Source organism: Hyphococcus sp. D3-15 (genome assembly GCF_055809375.1).
Genome location: NZ_CM147910.1, coordinates 877,015 through 894,475, shown reverse-complemented (window position 1 = coordinate 894,475; position 17,461 = coordinate 877,015). Strand labels below are relative to the sequence as shown.

Here is a 17,461-nt window from a genome sequence, read left to right as displayed (position 1 = left end):
ACAAGGAATGTCGCCATGACCGAATACCCGACTGCATTATTACGCCTGAAATTTATCCCCGCCCTTGCGGTTCTTGCCTGCGCCTCTTCTGCATGGGCGCAAGATGAAATCACCGTTTCCGCGCTGCGCACGCCTGTCGCCCTGTCGGAAGCGGGATCATCCGTATCCGTCATTACCGCCGATGACATTGCGGAACGGCAAATCGCCTATGTCGCCGACGCCTTGCGGGACGCCGCCGGCGTATCACTCGCGCGCAGCGGCGGTGTTGGCGGCGTCGCCAGTATTCGCATTCGCGGCGCGACGAGCGGCCAAACGCTGGTGGTCATCGACGGCGTCGCCGTCAACGATCCATCAGCGCCCCAGGGCGGATTCAATTTCGCCAATCTCGATGCGGCGAATATTGACCGCATAGAAATCCTTCGCGGTCCGCAATCCCTGCTTTATGGCGCCGACGCGATTGGCGGCGTCATCATGATCACGACCAAGCGGGCGGGCGCCAGCGCCTTTGTCGAGGGCGGATCGCTCGGGACCGCGCGCGCAAGCGCATCTGTCGGAGCCGAAAAGAACGGCGCCTATGGCCGCATTTCACTCACTGGCGCAACGACAAAGGGGATCTCGCGCGCCGCGATAGGCGATGAACGCGACGGATATCGCCATGGCGCGGCGACGCTGGCGGCGGGCGCGGAACTTTCCGACCATTGGCGCACGGAAGTCAGCTTGCGGGCGAGCCGCGCCCGCGCAGAGATTGACGGCTTCGCGCCGCCTGATTTCAGTTTCGGCGATACCGATGAAACCGAACACACAAAGGACTATCTCGCCGCCGGGAAACTGCTGCACGCCTATGATGGTTTTGACGGCGCGCTCTCCTTCGCCTTCAACGCCATCGACCGGGTGAATACCGACAATGGCGCCGAGACATTTTCCGCAAAAGGCTCGCGGACAAGCATCGACTATCTCGCCGCGGTCACGTTGCATCAAAATCTGCGCCTCATCGCCGGGGCGGAGGCGGAGCGCACCAGCGCCGTCACCTCCGGCGTCGATGAAACCGCGACCGCCGGCGCGGTTTTCGCTCTGGCTGAAATCAGGCCCGTCGATGCGGTGACGTTTTCTTTCGGCGGGCGCCGCGATGAATTTTCAAACTTTGACGGCGCGACGACGCTGCGCGCTGCTATTGTATGGCGCGCCTCGCAAGCCTGGCGCCTGCGCGCCAGTTGGGGCGAAGGCTTTCGCGCGCCCAGCCTGTTCGAACTCAATTATGACCAGTTTGGCGTCATGCCCAATCCGGATTTGCGACCGGAACAGGCCAGCGGCGCCGATGTCGGCGTTGAGCGATTATTCGGGGACGCCCGCCAACACCGGCTCGCAGTGACCTTTTTTCAGACCCGCGTAACCGACCAGATCGATTACGACTTTGCGGGCAATGGTTATTTCAACATTGATGAAACCCGCGCCCGCGGCATTGAGGCCGAAGGCGCCTTTGCGCTGTCTCCGCGCCTGTCGGCGGAGATCACCTACAGCTTCACCGACGCCATCGACCTTGAAACCCGCGCGCAATTGCTGCGCCAGCCCAAGCACAAGGGCGCGCTGACGCTTACCTTTGCGCCGATTGAAAAGCTCACGCTCGCCGCCAGCACGATCTTCAACGGCCGCGAAAACGATACGCCCGCCCCGAATGACGGGTTCATTCGCCTCGATCTGCGCGCCGCCTACCAGCTTACCGATGCGCTGGAGCTTTATGGGCGCGTGGAAAATGCGGGCGATGCGGACTATCAGGATGTGTCCGGCTATGGCGAGCTGGGCGCGGCCGCTTATGGCGGGGTGAGGGTGCGGTTTTGATGCGGCTCATTGTTTTCCTTTTCGCGCTTGCCGCCACAGCACCTGCGCAGGCCAATCTCAAACAGGCGAAACCAAAAGCGGTGTCGCTCGATTATTGCGCCGATCAGTATCTGCTCCAACTCGCCGATGGCGATCAGGTGCTCGCGGTCTCGCGCGGCGCGGACAAGGACTATTCCCATTTGCGCGCGCTGGCGGCGGCGCATGAAAAAATCCGCCCGACGCGCGAGGAAGTGCTGTTGCGCGCGCCCGACATCGTTTTGCGGCAATGGGGCGGCGGCGCAAATGCGGGGCGCTTCGCCGCCTTTGGCGCGCAGGTGGTTTCGCTGGGCTATCCGGAAGATTTTTCCGGCGTCAAAGACAATATTCGCCTGGTTGCTTCCGCGCTCGATCAGGTTGCGCGCGGGGAAGCGCTCATCGCGGATATGGAGGCGCGCCTTGGCGCCCTCGCCTCCGCGCCGCAATCGCAAAAGCGCGCGCTCTATGTCACGCCCGGCGGCGTCACCGCCGGCGCGCATACCATGATTGACGCAATCATGCGCGCGGCGGGACTGATCAACATCATGGCGGAGGAAGGAAAATCCTACTGGCCGCCCCTGCCCGCTGAACAATTGTTGCTGGAACCGCCAGCGTTCATTGTCGGCGGGTTTTTCATCTCCCGCGATGAGGCGGTCAATCACTGGTCGGCGGCGCGCCATCCGGCATTGCGGGCGCGGCTTGCGCAAACGCCGTCGGTGCAATTGCCGGCCGATCTCGTCAGTTGCGCCGCATGGTTCGCCGTCGATGCGGCGGAAATGATCGCGGAAGGCGCGCAAGAATGAGCGGACGCACACTCTCCCTTAATGGCGCGCTCGCGGCGCTGAGCGCCGTGCTGATCGCCGTCTCGCTGTTCATCGGTCCCGCAGCGATTGCGCCGGGCGATGCGCTTGTCGCGCTCACCAGCGACCATGGCGCAGTGACCGCCATCATCCGCGACATCCGCTTGCCGCGCGCGCTGGCCGCCGCGCTCGCCGGCGCCTGTCTCGGCGCGGCGGGCGCCGGATTGCAGGGGTTGTTGCGCAATCCTCTCGCCGATCCGGGCGTGCTCGGGGTTTCCGCCGCCGCAGCGCTCGGCGCGGTCATTGCGATCTATTTCAATCTCGCAGCCCTCGCCATCTGGGCGGCGCCGGTGATGGCGATTCTGTTCGCGGTCGGCGCGACGGCGGCGCTATATGCGCTGGGCGCGGGACGCGTTTCCACCGCGCGGCTTATTCTGATCGGCGTCGGGCTTTCATCTTTTTGCGGCGCGCTGATTTCGCTGGCGATGAATCTCTCTCCCAATCCGTTTGCGCTCTCCGACCTTGTGAACTGGCTGTTCGGCACCGTCGCCAATCGCAGCTTCGCCGATCTCGCCCTCGCCGCGCCCTTCGCGCTTGCCGGTTTCGCCATGATCGCCGCCGCCGCGCCCGGCCTGCTCGCCCTCACCCTTGGCGAAGAAACCGCCGAGAGCCTTGGCGCAAATCTGAAACGCACCCGCCTGCTGGTCATTATCGGCGCCGCTTTTCTTGTGGGCGCGAGCGTTGCGACTGCCGGCGCCATCGGCTTTATCGGCATCGTGGCGCCGCATATTGTCCGCGCCTTCGCCGGGCAGAACCCGGCGCGGCTGCTCCTGCCAAGCGCGCTGCTGGGCGGCGCCATGCTGGTCGCGGCAGACATTATCATCCGTATGCTGCCTTTCGATCAGGAGCTGAAGTTGGGCGTCGCGGCGGCGTTAATCGGCGCGCCGGGTTTTGTCTGGGTCGCCGCCACCAGCAAAAGGATCGCCTCATGATCCTTCAGCTAGACCATATCGCCGTGTCGCTCGGCGCCCGCCGGGTTCTCCACGACATTTCTTTCAACGCAGGGGCGCAGGAATTTATCGGCCTGATCGGACCGAATGGCGCAGGCAAGTCCACCTTGCTCAGGGCGGCGGCGGGCTTGTTGCCCATCGACAACGGAAGCCGGCGGCTTGACGGCGCCGATATGGACGCCCTCACCACGGGGCGACGCGCGCGGCGGCTTTCCTATCTGCCGCAGGCCCGGCCGGTCTATTGGGCGGTCCCCGCGCGCGCCGTCGTCTCGCTTGGCCGCTTCGCCTGGGGCGATCCCTTGTCGGAGGATGCGCGCGACAGGGCGGCGGTCGACAAGGCGCTGACGCTATGCGGCGCAGCGCATCTCGCCGATCGCCCCGTCAATGAACTTTCCGGCGGGGAGCTTTCGCGCATTCATCTCGCCCGCGCGCTCGCAGGCGACACGCCGCTGCTGCTCGCTGACGAGCCGGTCACGGCGCTCGATCCCGCGCACCAGCTCGCCGTGATGCAATTGCTGCGTGCGATGGCCGATAGCGGCAAGGCGATCATCGCGGCGCTGCATGATTTGCCGCTCGCGGCGCGCTATTGCACGCGGCTTGTCGTGCTCGGCGAGGGCCGCATAAGGTTTGACGGCGCGCCAAACGCGCTGCCCGCTGACATTTACGAGCAGGTTTTTCGCATTACGCCGCAACGTGACGCGTCCGGCGCGCTGGTTGGATTTACGCCGCTTCAGCCTGAATAAAAGAGACGATGATTTCGGGCATGATCGTCTTTTTCGAGAAGATAGCGGTCATCTTCAGGATAATATTTCGCCTTTGCAGGATCAGCGCCGGCAAAGGCTTCAACCGCATCCATCGAATCCCAGATGGTGATTAAAAGAAAATGCGCCTCATCGCCTTCGTCGCGGCGGGTGAAGTAGCGCGCCTTCAACCCCTCAACCGAGGCATAATCCGGCGCGGCGCGCTCGATCATAAAGCGTTCATAGGCGTCGCCATCCTTGAGCGCTGTTCGCCCGGCCCAGCTTCTGATAATCATAACGCCGCCTTTTATGATTCAGGTGAAGCGCTGTTTTCCTTGCGCCAGTAGACTTCCGCAACGCCCGAGCGCTTTGCTTCCGCGCGCGCCGCGATGAACAGCACATCCGAAAGACGGTTGAGATATTGCAGGCCCAGCGCCGCCTCCGGCGCGCTGCGATGGAAACCGACCATCGCGCGTTCGGCGCGGCGGCAGACCGTGCGCGCCACATGGAGGAACGCGATAACCGGCGAACCGCCGGGCAAAATGAATTCTTTCAGCGGCGCCAGGTCGGCATTCATCGCGGCGGCGGCCGCATCGAGACGCGCCAGATGGTTTTCCGTCAACAACGGCGCGCCGGGAAAACACAAGCCCCCGCCGAGATCGAACAGATCGTGCTGAACCCCGGTCAGCAGTTCGGCGAGCGCGCCTTTTTCAAGATGCGCGATCACGACGCCGATGGAGGAATTCAACTCGTCCACATCGCCGATCAGCGCGATGCGCGCATCATCCTTGGGGAGACGCGTGCCGTCAGCGAGCGAGGTTTCGCCCTTGTCGCCGCCGCGCGTGACGATTTTCGTTAGCCGGTCGGACATGGCTCGGCGCTTTCTGTGTTGCCGCGTGATTATACAAAAAAGGCCCGGCGGAAGAACCGCCGGGCCCATGCCTTTTTGTCGGGTCGGCTATTCCGCAGCCGGACCCTTTCTTCCCGGATGCACGCCCGGGCCCATGGGCTCGCCAATCTCGCTCTCGCCGGCCAGCGGATGCGGATCGTCTTTCAGCGTTTTCAAATGCATCAGATAGTTGATCAGCGGCGAAATGACGATCAGCCCGATGCCGACCCAGATCGCGACCCACCCGACATTTGAGTAGACCGCAAGCACCATATTTCCGCCGTCTGCGCCCTCGACGGCGGTCGCCTGTGCGATCAGGCCCGCCGCGAAATTGCCGGCGCCGGAAGCGAGGAACCACGCCCCCATGATCAGACCGACCATGCGCGCCGTCGACAGACGCGTCATGGCGGATAGGCCCACCGGAGACAGGCAAAGCTCGCCCGTCGTGTGCAGCAGATAGATGAGGAAGATGAACATCACCGGTGTCAAACCCACGGCGGACGTCGCGCCCCAGACCAGCACCAGGAAGCCAAGACCAAGCTGGATTACGCCGAGGCCGAATTTCTGCGGCGCCGACGGCTCCATGCCGCGCTTGCCGAGGAAGCTCCATATCCAGGCGAAGACAGGACCAAGGAAGATGATGTACATCGCGTTCAATGACTGGAACACCGACGCCGGGACTTCCTGCCCGAGCAATGTCCGGTCAACTTGCTCATCCGTGTACACATTGATCGATGAACCGGCCTGTTCAAACAGCGCCCAAAACAGAACCTGGATGGTGATGAGGAACAGCGCTGCGAAAATTCGGTCCCGCGCATGGGGCTCCAGCGTCATCACGCTGCGGCCCAGAATGTAGATATAGGTGACCGCCATCGCAGCATAAAGAATGGTGCCCACCGTTCCCTGATCGCGAACCACATACCAGACAAAGGCGAGCATCAGCGCCGTGCCGATATAGATCAGCCATTCGGTCGAGAGACCGAGAAAACGCTTGGCTTTGAGCAAGGCCAGATCCGGCGCTTCGCCCGCGCCCTGCAAAAGCGGCTTGCCCCACATGAAGACAAGCAGGCCAAGCAGCATGCCGATGCCGGCAAGGCCGAAACCATATTGCCAGCCGAAGGTCTCGCCGAGATAACCCGCATAAAGCGCGCCAAAGAACGAACCGGCGTTAATGCCCACATAGAAGAAGGTGAAAGCGCTGTCGCGGCGCGTGTCGGTTTTCGCATAAAGTTGGCCGACGATCGCCGAAATGTTTCCCTTCAGGAAGCCGACGCCCATGATGATCAGCGCCAGCGACAGATAGAAAATGTTGATGATGAACGGATCGGGATCGGCGCCGGGCGCGGTCGGGTCGCCCTCAATCGCCATGCCCATATGACCAAGCACCAGAAGCACGGCGCCGATCTGCACGGCGCGTCGCTGCCCCAAATACCGGTCAGCCAGCACGCCGCCAATCACCGGCGTGATGTAAACCAGCGTCGTATAGGCGCCGTATAGACCGTAAGCGGCGGCCTGATCGAACAGGAAATGCTTGGTGAGATAAAACACCAGCAGCGCGCGCATGCCGTAATAGGAAAAGCGCTCCCACATCTCTGCGAAAAACAGGATGTACAGGCCCTTTGGCTGCGTACGCATCTGATACAGCGCGCTCAGCAAACCGACAGCGCCGATCAAGGTAAAAATCAGAATGACATTCATGGAAAGGTGATCCCTCTTTCGTGCGTAAGCCGTCCCGCAAGACGGCCCCCGCGCGTAAATTGCCCCTCGTTGCGCCCGTCAGAGCGCGCATTGGCGCGCAGTTTAGGCTGAAAAGGCGCGGATAATCCAGCATTTAGGCTGCAAGTGACAGACAAGCGCCGCATCTGCGCAAAAACGAGCCGCCGCACCCAAGGGCGCGGCGGCAAGTTCACGATTCTGTACGGTTTGCCGGGCGGCGGCGGGATCTGCCGCCGCCCATTCAGGTCAGGGCTTGGCCCACACCGCGCCATAGCGATGCTGGCTCTGCGCGCCGTCAAAGGCAGCGACGCTTTGGGTGACATAGCCTGCGCTCCAGGCTGACTCGGCCTCGTTCTGATAAGAGCCGGACGACATGCCATGGCGGGCTTTCGACTTGCCTTTGTATTTCGTCGCAAAGATCGCCGAATAATACGCCTTGCCTTTGTGCATGTAGCCATCGAGATGGATCGGCATGCGGCCCGCCGCAAGCTGATCATTGACGACGCCCTGATAATCGCTTTCGAGGATTTGCGATTTCAGCGCCCAGCCGCCAATCGAGTCAGACCGATACAGCGCAGTGTAGCGGCGCTGCCCGTTGATCGAGACAACCGAAACGGAGTCCGGCTTCAGCCCTTCGGCCTTGGCTTCGTTGAGCACGCTCTGATGGGTCTGCGCCGTCATGTTCGAGCGCAGCTTCCATTTGCCGGGCTTGCCCTTCGCATAGATCGCCGCATAGCGGACCTGCCCGTTTTGCAGATAGCTGTCGATAAAGACCGGCGCATAGCCATCGGCTTTCGCCTTGTCGAGATTGGCCTGATGCTTTGACTGCGACTGACGCGAATAGGCGCGCCAATTGCCTTCGGCGGGCTCCCAGACATGATTGAGATAGACCTTGCCGCCAACGCTATAGCCATTGATGATTTTTGGCTGATAACCGCTATTGGAAAGATGCTTGAACAGGCGGGCGAAGTCCGTCGTGTTTTGTTTGTGGCGCGCATATTCCTTGCCGAGACGGGTCGGCGGCCAGAACAAGACATCGCCCTTGGTGATTACCTTTCCGGAGAAGCTGTTCCAGACATCGATGTCCGGCGCGCCGCTATTCCACGGCGTCGACATGCCGCGACGGAAACGCGTCGGCACGCCGGCCCAGCTTCCATTGGCGTTTTTGGCTTCAACATGGATATGAAGATGTGGCCCGGTTGACGATCCGCTATGGCCGATGCGGCCGAGCATCTGGCCGGCCTTCACGCGCTTGCGCTCCGACGGCGCCAATGCAATCGGCTCATACATGCCGTTTTCATCGACATCGCTCTTATCGGGAACCGAGCTGAACTTCGTCTGTGTTTTCGGGCAAAGCGCGGCCGGAATACTGTTGGTTTGCGCATGAGCATAGAGCGCGCGCGTGCCGTCATCATGCAGGATCCACAAATGATTCCCGCCGCCGGCGAGCAGACCGTCTTTCTGAAACTGATGGATCCAGGCCTTTTCACTGGTAGGAACAGAGTTGTCTTCCTCCGGAAGCTTGGGCCGTGGATTTTGCGGCGCGCTGCGCCAGCAGGCGATGACCGTGCCCGCTTTCATGGCGTAGAACGGCTTTCCGTAGACGAAGTAATTTTCGTTTTTCGGATTGCGCCAATGGGCGTCCCCGGTGATCCCGGATTTCAACGATGTCCAGCTATCGCCTGACTTGCGCCGTCCGGTGATATCATAGCCGTATTTCTGCGCCGTGCTATCTGCGTGGTCGCGCGTGAAATACCGTTCGCCGGGATTAAGGTCATTTGCAAAAAGCGGCAGGTCGTAAATCTTGCCGTTTGTGCGGGTCTGCGCTGAAGCCGGCGCCGCCGCACCAGCCAGGATGGCCAACGCCAGCATGCTGGCGCTGATGGTTTTGATCGTGGTCTCCCCCATGATCGATCTCCTTATATATTGTAGGGCGGACGACCCCCTGCCGTCCGATCTTGCAACTATTGTTTGCGTATGTGGCCGCAATCGAACTCAATGGCGCCATAATCAGGGCGCACGCGCACAAAGCCGTGACGCGCGTCACAGCCTGGGTCGGAAAATGAACAGAAGCGCCGCAGCGCCTCGTGATTATTTGGATTTCAGGAACAGCGCGCGAAAGAGACCAACCGCGGAAATCAGCAGCCAGAACATTTCAATGACAAAAGATGCGGCGTTGAAAGTGTGCGACAGCGAATACAGGATCAGCAACGCACCGATGCCATTGAGCCCCGGATAGAGCGGCTGACGCACATCCATCCGCCCGATTTGCGAGAGGAAATAGGTGCCGACGACAAGCGCCACACCCGAAAAGCCGACAAAATCTGCGAGCGTCAAATGCATTTTTGACTGTTTAGATTATTCCGCCCCGATGTCGAGGCCGCTATTCAGTTGAGCGCCAGCTGCATTTGCCGGTCTCACGATAGCTTGCGCCGAGGCGCTGATAAAACCGGATCGCCCGTTCATTGTCGGTCTGCACCGTCCAGTTCACCAGCGCATGCTTTGCGCGCGCCTCGTCGAATATGGCGGACATCAACCTTTCGCCGATGCCCATGCCGCGAAACTCCGGCCGGACGAATACATCGTCAATCGTAATGCGCTCCGCGCCGCTCCAGAGGTGAAAATCACGGGTGCAGGTCGCATAACCGACGGTCTCGCCCATCACCGTTGCGAACAGGCCGCTCCAATGCGGGCGATCCCCGAAGCCGGTCTCGCGCAGGCGCGCAGGCGACACCGTCAGATGCGCCGCCTCTCCTTCTTCCTCGGCGAGGGCGCGCATCATCGCAAGCAATTCATCGACATCGCCCTCTTCAATCGGGCGAACCCTGATGGCCAGGTGAAGGGCGGCAGGCGTCACGCCTGCATGGTCCAGCCTTCAACACCCATGGCGGCCTGACGCACGGCCTCTGAGCGGGTCGGGTGGGCGTGACAGGTGCGCGCAATGTCTTCCGACGCGCCGCCGAACTCCATGACGCTCACCACTTCCGCGATCAGCTCGCCCGCCTCAACGCCGACAATATGCGCGCCGAGCACTTTGTCAGTCTCAGCGTCAGCGAGGATTTTCACAAAGCCGTCAGTCTCGTGATTGGTCTTGGCGCGGGAATTGGCCATGAACGGAAACTTGCCGGTTTTGTATTTGACGCCCGCTTGTTTCAGTTGCTCTTCGGTTTTGCCAACCGATGCGACTTCCGGATAGGTGTACACAACGCTCGGCACGGTGTCGTAATTCACATGCCCCGCTTTGCCCGCGATCAGCTCGATGCAGGCGGTTCCGTCATCTTCCGCCTTATGCGCCAACATCGGCCCGACAATGCAATCGCCCAGCGCCCAGATGCCCGGCACATTGGTTTTGAAATGATCCGTCTCAATGACGCCGCGCTTGTCAGTTTTGACGCCGACCGTCTCCAAGCCCAGCCCTTGCGTATAGGGGCGACGGCCGATCGCAACCAGCACGGTGTCGCATTCGATCGTTTCCGCGGCGCCGCCAGCCGCCGGCTCGACCGTCAGCTTGACGCCAGCCTTCGTCGCCTTCGCGCCGGTGACTTTTGACGACAGCTTGAACTCAAAGCCCTGCTTTTTCAGGATGCGCTGAAACTGTTTGGAGACTTCATCATCCATGGGCGGCAAAATCTTGTCGAGAAATTCGACCACGGTGACTTTCGCGCCGAGACGCGCCCAGACCGAACCAAGCTCCAGCCCGATCACGCCGCCGCCAATGACCACGAGATGTTTCGGCACGGCGGGAAGCGCCAGCGCGCCGGTAGAGGAGACGATCTGTTTTTCGTCGATCTCAACACCCGGCAGCGGCGTCACTTCAGAGCCGGTGGCGATCACGATATTCTTGGTCGACAGCTCCTTGTCGCCATCGGCGCCGGAAACCAGCACGCGATTGGCGGACAGAATCTCGCCTGAACCGAGAAACACATCGACCTTGTTTTTCTTCATCAGAAATTCAACGCCCTTGGTGAGCGCTTCGACGGCGTCGTCTTTCTGTTTCAGCATCTGTTTCAGATCGAGCGACAGGCCGCTGGTCTTGATGCCGAGCCCGGCGAAGTCTTTTTCCGCGATCTGGTAAAGCTGCGAAGCGTGCAACAACGCTTTCGACGGGATGCAGCCCACATTGAGGCAAGTGCCGCCGAGCTTTTTGCTCTCGCGCTTTTCGATGATCGCGGTTTTCAGGCCCAGCTGTCCGGCGCGGATCGCCGCATTATAGCCGCCGGGTCCGGCGCCGATGATGACGACGTCATAAGTTTCGGTCATGGGAAGACTTCCTAAAGGTCAAGCAGCAGACGCTGCGGGTCTTCGAGATTTTCTTTAACGCGCACGAGGAATGTGACTGCGCCTTTGCCGTCGACAATGCGGTGATCATAAGACATGGCGAGATACATCATCGGGCGGATAACGACCTGGCCATTGCGCGCCACCGGGCGTTCTTCGATCCGGTGCATGCCGAGAATGCCCGATTGCGGCTGGTTCAAAATCGGCATCGACATCAGCGAGCCGTAAACGCCGCCATTGGAGATCGTGTAGGTGCCGCCCTGCATTTCTTCGAGTTTCAAATCACCGGTGCGGGCGCGACGCCCAAAATCGGAAATTTCCAGCTCGATCTCCGCCATGGACTTCAGATCCGCATCGCGGATGACCGGCACAACGAGGCCCTTGTCGGTGCCGACCGCAACGCCGATGTCATAGTGGTTCTTGTAGATGATGTCGGTTCCGTCGATCTCGGCATTGACGTCCGGCACTTCTTTCAGCGCGTGGACGCATGCTTTGACGAAGAAGGACATGAAGCCGAGCTTGATGCCGTGCTTCTTGTCGAAAAGCTCTTTATACTGAGAACGCAATTCCATCACCGCCGTCATATCGACGTCGTTGAAGGTGGTCAGCATCGCCGCCGTGTCCTGCGCCTCTTTCAGGCGCCGGGCGATGGTTTGGCGCATGCGGGACATTTTCACCCGCTCTTCGCGGGGACCAAGATCGCGCGGCGCAGACGGTGCGGCGGGCGCTTTGGCTTGCGCCGGTTTGGCGGAGGCGGAAAGCGCGTCGGCCTTGGTGATGCGGCCGCCCTTGCCGGTGCCTTCTATGGTCGACGGATCGAGGCCGCGTTCGGCGACAACCCGGCGCGGCGCCGGTGATAAATCATCTGACTTAGCGGCGGATGCGGCGGCGGGCGCAGGGGCGGCCTTCGCCGGCGCCGCAGCGCCATTGGTTTTTGCGGGCGCATCGCCGGCAGCGATCACCGCAATCACATTACCGACCTCAACCGTATCGCCTTCCTGCGCGCGGATTTCTTTCAACACGCCCGTGGCTGGCGACGGCACATCCATCGCCGCCTTGTCGGTTTCGAGACTGACAAGCGGCTCATCAATCGTGACCGCGTCGCCGACTTTCTTGAACCATTCGCCAATATCGGCTTCGGTGACGCTCTCGCCGGAAGCCGGCACGGTCACTTCAATATCTTCGCCGCCGCTCGTCGCAGCCGCAGCCTTCGCTGGCGCGGCTTTCGCAGGCGCTGCGGCCTTTGCGGCGCCGCCCGCTTCAATGGCGCCGAGCAAGGCGTCAACCTCTACCGTATCGCCCTCTTTCGCGGCTATGGAGGCAAGCACGCCAGCGGCGGGCGCCGGCACTTCAACGGACACTTTATCGGTTTCAAGCTCGACCAACGGTTCGTCAGCGGCGACCGTATCGCCTTCGCTTTTCATCCATTTCGCGATCGTCGCTTCGGTGACGGATTCGCCAAGCGTCGGGACGCGGATTTCGGTGGCCATTCTTCTTCTCCAATGCGGCCGACCCTAAAGGGTCAGCGCGTCGTTCAAAAATTCTTCCAATTCACGCTTGTGCCTGCTCATCAGGCCAGTCGCCGGGGACGCAGCGGCGGCGCGGCCCACATAGCGCGCGCGTTTGTGTTTGGCGTCGATCTGATCGAGCGTCCATTCCAGGTTCGGCTCCATGAAGAACCAGGAGCCCATATTTTTCGGCTCTTCCTGACACCAGACCATCTCCGCATTGCGGAAACGCTGCAGCTCATTGATGAGCGACATCGCCGGGAACGGATAGAACTGCTCGACGCGCAACAGATAGATATTGTCGATGCCGCGCTGCTCGCGCTCTTCGAGCAGGTCGTAATAGACCTTGCCGGAGCACATCACGACGCGCTTGATCTTCTGGTCGGAGACCAGTTTCACCGTCGAGCCGGGGCGGTATTCCGCATCATCCCAAAGCACCCGGTGGAAAGACGAACCGGGGCCCATCTCTTCAAGCGTCGAAACGCATTTCTTGTGACGCAGCAGCGATTTCGGCGTCATCAACACCAGCGGCTTGCGGAAATTCCGGCGCATCTGGCGGCGCAGAATATGGAAATAGTTGGCCGGCGTGGTGCAGTTCGCGACCTGCATGTTGTCCTGGGCGCAAAGCTGCAGGAAGCGCTCAAGCCGGGCCGAGGAATGTTCCGGACCCTGACCTTCATAGCCATGGGGCAGGAGCAATACGAGCCCGCACATGCGCAGCCATTTGCGTTCGCCGGAGGAAATAAACTGATCGATGATCGTCTGCGCGCCATTGGCGAAGTCGCCGAACTGGCCTTCCCAGAGCACGAGGAATTTCGGATTGGCCAGCGAGTAGCCATATTCAAAACCCATCACCGCGAATTCGGAAAGGTTCAGAATCGTGAACCTCGAATGTCGCTTCCGCATTATCAAGGTGACGCAGCGGCGTGTAGGTTTTCTCCGTTTGCTGATCGATGAAAACCGCATGGCGCTGGGAGAAAGTGCCGCGACGGCAATCCTGGCCTGAAAGCCGGACGCCGAAACCGTCCTTGACGAGGCCGCCAAAGGCCAGCGCCTCTGCGGTCGCCCAGTCAATGCCCTCGCCGGTCTCGAACATTTTCTTTTTCTGCTCGAGAATGCGCGCCAGCGTTTTGTGAATATTGAACGCTTTCGGATAATGCGTGAGCGCGGCGCCGATTTCCTTCAGGTCTTCAATTTCAATCGCGGTGTTGCCGCGGCGGTCATCATCGACCGGCGGAACGAAACCCGACCACTGACCATCGAGCCAGTCGGCCTTGTTCGGCTTGAAGGCTTCCGCAGCGGAGAATTCCTGATCGAGGAATTCGCGGAATTTCGCCTGTTCGCCTTCCGCATCCTCGGCGCTGACCACGCCCTGTTCCACAAGACGGTCCGCGTAGATCGAGCGCGTCGTCGGCAGCGCACGGATCTTTTTATACATTTTCGGCTGGGTGAAGCCCGGCTCGTCGCCTTCATTGTGACCAAAGCGGCGATAGCAGAACATGTCGATGACAACGTCGGCGGCGAATTTCTGACGAAACTCGGTCGCGACTTTCGCGGCGTACACCACCGCTTCGGGATCGTCGCCGTTTACATGGAAGATCGGCGCTTCGACCATTTTCGCCACGTCAGACGGGTAAGGCGAGGAGCGCGCATATTTCGGGCTCGTCGTAAAACCGATCTGGTTGTTGACGATGAAATGGATGGTGCCGCCGGCGCGATAACCGCGCAGGCCGGAAAAGCAAAAACATTCCGCAATGACGCCCTGACCGGCGAAGGCCGCGTCGCCATGCAGCAAGAGCGGCAGCACATGGGTGCGCGGCTGATCGAGATCGGCGGTTTCGATGCGGTCCTGTTTGGAACGCGCCTTGCCGAGCACCACCGGGTTCACCGCTTCGAGATGCGACGGGTTGGCGGTGAGCGACAGGTGAACCTTGTTGCCGTCGAATTCGCGGTCGGAAGAGGCGCCGAGGTGATATTTCACATCGCCCGAACCGGACACGTCGTCGGGGGTCACCGAGCCGCCCTGAAATTCGTGGAAGATATGGTGATAGGGCTTGCCCATCACGGCGGCGAGCACATTCAGGCGCCCGCGATGGGGCATGCCGATGACGATCTCTTTAACGCCGAGCGCGCCGCCGCGTTTGATGATCTGCTCCAGCGCCGGCACCATGGATTCGCCGCCATCAAGCCCGAAGCGCTTGGTGCCGGTGTATTTGGTGTTCAGGAAATTCTCAAAACCTTCCGCCTCGACAAGCTTGTTGTAGATCGCGCGCTTGCCTTCATCGGTGAAGGTAATGTCCTTGTCCGGACCTTCGATGCGCTGCTGCAACCAGGCTTTTTGCTCCGGATCGGTGATATGCATGAACTCGACGGCGAAAGTGCCGCAATAGGTCCGCTGCAAGATGGCGAGGATCTGGCGCAGCGTCGCTGTCTCCAGCCCGAGCACATGGTCGATGAAAATCGGCCGGTCCATATCCGCTTCAGTGAAGCCGAGCGTCGCCGGATCAAGCTCAGGGTGGACCTCATGGCGCTGCAGGCCAAGCGGATCGAGATCGGCGATCAGATGGCCGCGAATGCGATAGGCGCGGATCAGCATCAGCGCGCGCAGGGAATCCTTCGTCGCCTGCAGCACATCACCGCCGGGCAAAGCGGCCGGCGCGGCAGCCGCGCGCTGTTCGATTTTCGCTTTAATCTGGGGCTCCAGGGCCGACCAGTCGCCATCCAGCGCCGCCGTCAGCTCGCCGTTGATCTTTGGCGGCCAGTCCTTGCGGGCCCAGCTTGGTCCCTCAAAAGCGGGCGCGGCGTCGTTTTCGCTGTCGAAAAACGCGCGCCAGTCTGCGCTCACCGATGCGGGATCGGCGGCGTAGCGGGCGTAAAGCGCCTCAAGATATTGAGCGTTGGAACCCGAAAGTACTGTTTCAATGTCCGACTTTTCCGCCGAACCTGCGGGAGCGTTCCCGTCTTTGGCCATGACCCTATCCGTCTCTACGCCGTGTGACGATAGCTTCCCTAGATACGCCAACTTGCGAGCGATTCAATCATTATTGGACCTGCCCATTAATGATAAAAACATTTATTTTTTGAGAACTTCGAGAAGCGTCCGCCCCATCGCCGCCGGAGTCGGAGATACTGCGATGCCTGCGGCTTTCATCGCTTCGATTTTCGCTTCCGCGGTGTCGTCAGCGCCGGAAACCAGCGCTCCGGCATGGCCCATGCGCCGTCCCGGCGGCGCCGTGACCCCGGCGATGAAGCCCACGGTCGGCTTTTTAATCTTGTGGCTGGCGAGGAATTTCGCTGCGTCAGCCTCTGCGGAGCCGCCGATTTCCCCGATCATGATGATCGAATGGGTCTCGTCATCGTGAAGGAACATATCGAGCACTTCGATGAAATCGGTGCCTTTGACCGGATCGCCGCCAATCCCCACACAGGTCGACTGGCCCAGTCCGGCGGCGGTCGTCTGATGCACCGCCTCATAAGTCAGCGTGCCGGAGCGCGAAATCACGCCCACATGGCCCTTGCGGTGAATATGACCAGGCATGATCCCGATCTTGCATTCATCCGGCGTGATGACGCCGGGGCAGTTCGGCCCCACGAGCCGGGTCTTGGAGCCATCGAGCGCGCGCTTCACTGTCACCATGTCGAGCACCGGAATGCCCTCAGTGATGCAGATCACCAGCGGAATCTCCGCCGCGATCGCTTCAAGAATGGAATCCGCCGCGAATGGGGGCGGCACGTAAATGACGGAAGCGTCGGCGCCGGTCTTCTCACGCGCCTCAGCGACGGTGTCGAACACCGGCAGGCTCGCCCCTTTCGCCGCTTCGCCGGCCTCCCAGACCGATCCGCCTTTGCCCGGCGTGACGCCGCCGACCATCTTGGTGCCATAGGCGATGGCTTGTTCGGTGTGAAAGGTGCCGGTTTTGCCGGTCAGGCCCTGACAAAGGACCTTGGTGTTCTTATCGACGAGTATGGACATGGACGCTCCGACGAGCTTGCGGGCAAGGAATTTTCACGGGTTTAGCTGCGCCTTTCCACTGCCGCAACCGTAAAGACTGCTTCCGATTTACATTTGTTTCTTTGTCAGCGTCCCGACAGCTTTTCAGCGGCCGGAAGCGCGGCGCGGCGGCGTGGCGCAGGGCTTGAGCGCATTCGCCACGAAACCGTCACGGAATGGTCGTGGCGATGCAACATTCGCCTGCGACAGAGGGCTTGCTGAAAGCTCTTCGCTTTTAATGCCCCTCCCAACTCAAGGCCGCGCGCAACCCGCGCGGCCTTTTTTCATGGGCGCAATCCGGCCTGCGCCGCCTAAAGCTCCGGCAAGTCGGTTTTTGTCCGTTCGGAGACATTCGCGCCGGTATTCGACGTGCCGGCGCTTTCGACCATCATGATCCAGCACTCCTGCTCCGCCACCGGCATATGCTCGACCCCGGCGGGCACGGTGATGAAATCGCCCGCCTCCATCGCAACATCGTGATCGCGGAACCGCATGGTGAAGGCGCCTTTGACCACAAAGAACGCCTCCTCCACGCCGTCATGATGGTGCCATTCGAAAGCGCCCTCGATCTTGGCGAGGCGTACTTCCTGGCCATTGACGCGCGCGGCGATATGCGGCGACCAGCACTCGTCGATCTGGCTGAAAGCTGCGGGAATGTTGATTTTTTTCACGGTCATG

The 17,461-nt window shown here is 61.0% G+C and carries 14 protein-coding genes and 1 pseudogene; 4 read left to right on the top strand and 11 right to left on the bottom strand.

The genetic code is table 11. The features are described from left to right. The first annotated feature begins 15 nt into the window (after positions 1 to 15). The 4 genes from AC0L8G_RS04610 to AC0L8G_RS04595 are packed head-to-tail and all read left to right on the top strand — an operon-like array spanning position 16 to position 4,404. On the top strand, positions 16 to 1,836 hold the full coding sequence (locus tag AC0L8G_RS04610) for a TonB-dependent receptor plug domain-containing protein (protein WP_473387201.1): 1,821 nt from the start codon (positions 16 to 18) through the stop codon (positions 1,834 to 1,836). Continuing rightward, positions 1,836 to 2,654: an ABC transporter substrate-binding protein gene (locus AC0L8G_RS04605; RefSeq protein WP_473387199.1), complete on the top strand. Its 819-nt coding sequence runs from the start codon at positions 1,836 to 1,838 to the stop codon at positions 2,652 to 2,654. The genes AC0L8G_RS04610 and AC0L8G_RS04605 overlap by 1 nt, the downstream gene beginning before the upstream one ends. Continuing rightward, positions 2,651 to 3,643 (top strand): FecCD family ABC transporter permease, encoded by a 993-nt coding sequence (locus tag AC0L8G_RS04600; RefSeq protein WP_473387197.1) that lies wholly within the window; start codon positions 2,651 to 2,653, stop codon positions 3,641 to 3,643. The genes AC0L8G_RS04605 and AC0L8G_RS04600 overlap by 4 nt, the downstream gene beginning before the upstream one ends. Continuing rightward, positions 3,640 to 4,404, top strand: a complete 765-nt coding sequence (locus AC0L8G_RS04595) for an ABC transporter ATP-binding protein (protein WP_473387194.1) — start codon at positions 3,640 to 3,642, stop codon at positions 4,402 to 4,404. Before AC0L8G_RS04600 ends, AC0L8G_RS04595 begins: the two co-directional genes overlap by 4 nt. Here AC0L8G_RS04595 and AC0L8G_RS04590 read toward each other — a convergent pair. The 11 genes and pseudogenes from AC0L8G_RS04590 to AC0L8G_RS04540 form a co-directional block, all read right to left on the bottom strand. Then, positions 4,392 to 4,697 (bottom strand): antibiotic biosynthesis monooxygenase, encoded by a 306-nt coding sequence (locus AC0L8G_RS04590; protein ID WP_473387193.1) that lies wholly within the window; start codon positions 4,695 to 4,697, stop codon positions 4,392 to 4,394. The two genes, AC0L8G_RS04595 and AC0L8G_RS04590, sit on opposite strands and share 13 nt — an antisense overlap. 11 nt (positions 4,698 to 4,708) lie before the next feature. Next, a complete protein-coding gene (locus AC0L8G_RS04585) occupies positions 4,709 to 5,272 on the bottom strand; it encodes a cob(I)yrinic acid a,c-diamide adenosyltransferase (protein ID WP_473387192.1) in 564 nt (187 codons plus the stop codon). An 87-nt stretch (positions 5,273 to 5,359) separates the two neighbouring features. Beyond that, positions 5,360 to 6,988 (bottom strand): peptide MFS transporter, encoded by a 1,629-nt coding sequence (locus AC0L8G_RS04580; RefSeq protein ID WP_473387191.1) that lies wholly within the window; start codon positions 6,986 to 6,988, stop codon positions 5,360 to 5,362. A gap of 264 nt (positions 6,989 to 7,252) precedes the next feature. Beyond that, positions 7,253 to 8,914, bottom strand: coding sequence for a hypothetical protein (locus AC0L8G_RS04575; RefSeq protein ID WP_473387190.1), 1,662 nt, complete (start codon positions 8,912 to 8,914; stop codon positions 7,253 to 7,255). A 183-nt stretch (positions 8,915 to 9,097) separates the two neighbouring features. Then, complete coding sequence (locus AC0L8G_RS04570; protein ID WP_473387188.1) at positions 9,098 to 9,349, bottom strand: CBU_0592 family membrane protein; 252 nt, start codon at positions 9,347 to 9,349, stop codon at positions 9,098 to 9,100. A 40-nt stretch (positions 9,350 to 9,389) separates the two neighbouring features. Continuing rightward, a complete protein-coding gene (locus AC0L8G_RS04565) occupies positions 9,390 to 9,863 on the bottom strand; it encodes a GNAT family N-acetyltransferase (RefSeq protein ID WP_473387186.1) in 474 nt (157 codons plus the stop codon). After that, entirely contained in the window at positions 9,860 to 11,266 is a 1,407-nt protein-coding gene (lpdA, locus tag AC0L8G_RS04560) for a dihydrolipoyl dehydrogenase (RefSeq protein WP_473387185.1), read from the bottom strand. The genes AC0L8G_RS04565 and lpdA overlap by 4 nt, the downstream gene beginning before the upstream one ends. A gap of 11 nt (positions 11,267 to 11,277) precedes the next feature. Next, positions 11,278 to 12,774: a 2-oxoglutarate dehydrogenase complex dihydrolipoyllysine-residue succinyltransferase gene (gene odhB, locus AC0L8G_RS04555; protein ID WP_473387183.1), complete on the bottom strand. Its 1,497-nt coding sequence runs from the start codon at positions 12,772 to 12,774 to the stop codon at positions 11,278 to 11,280. A 24-nt stretch (positions 12,775 to 12,798) separates the two neighbouring features. Further along, positions 12,799 to 15,763, bottom strand: a pseudogene (locus AC0L8G_RS04550) (2-oxoglutarate dehydrogenase E1 component). A gap of 102 nt (positions 15,764 to 15,865) precedes the next feature. Further along, complete coding sequence (sucD, locus tag AC0L8G_RS04545) at positions 15,866 to 16,765, bottom strand: succinate--CoA ligase subunit alpha (RefSeq protein WP_473387180.1); 900 nt, start codon at positions 16,763 to 16,765, stop codon at positions 15,866 to 15,868. A 329-nt stretch (positions 16,766 to 17,094) separates the two neighbouring features. Next, positions 17,095 to 17,460: a cupin domain-containing protein gene (locus tag AC0L8G_RS04540; protein ID WP_473387179.1), complete on the bottom strand. Its 366-nt coding sequence runs from the start codon at positions 17,458 to 17,460 to the stop codon at positions 17,095 to 17,097. Position 17,461: the final 1 nt, after the last annotated feature.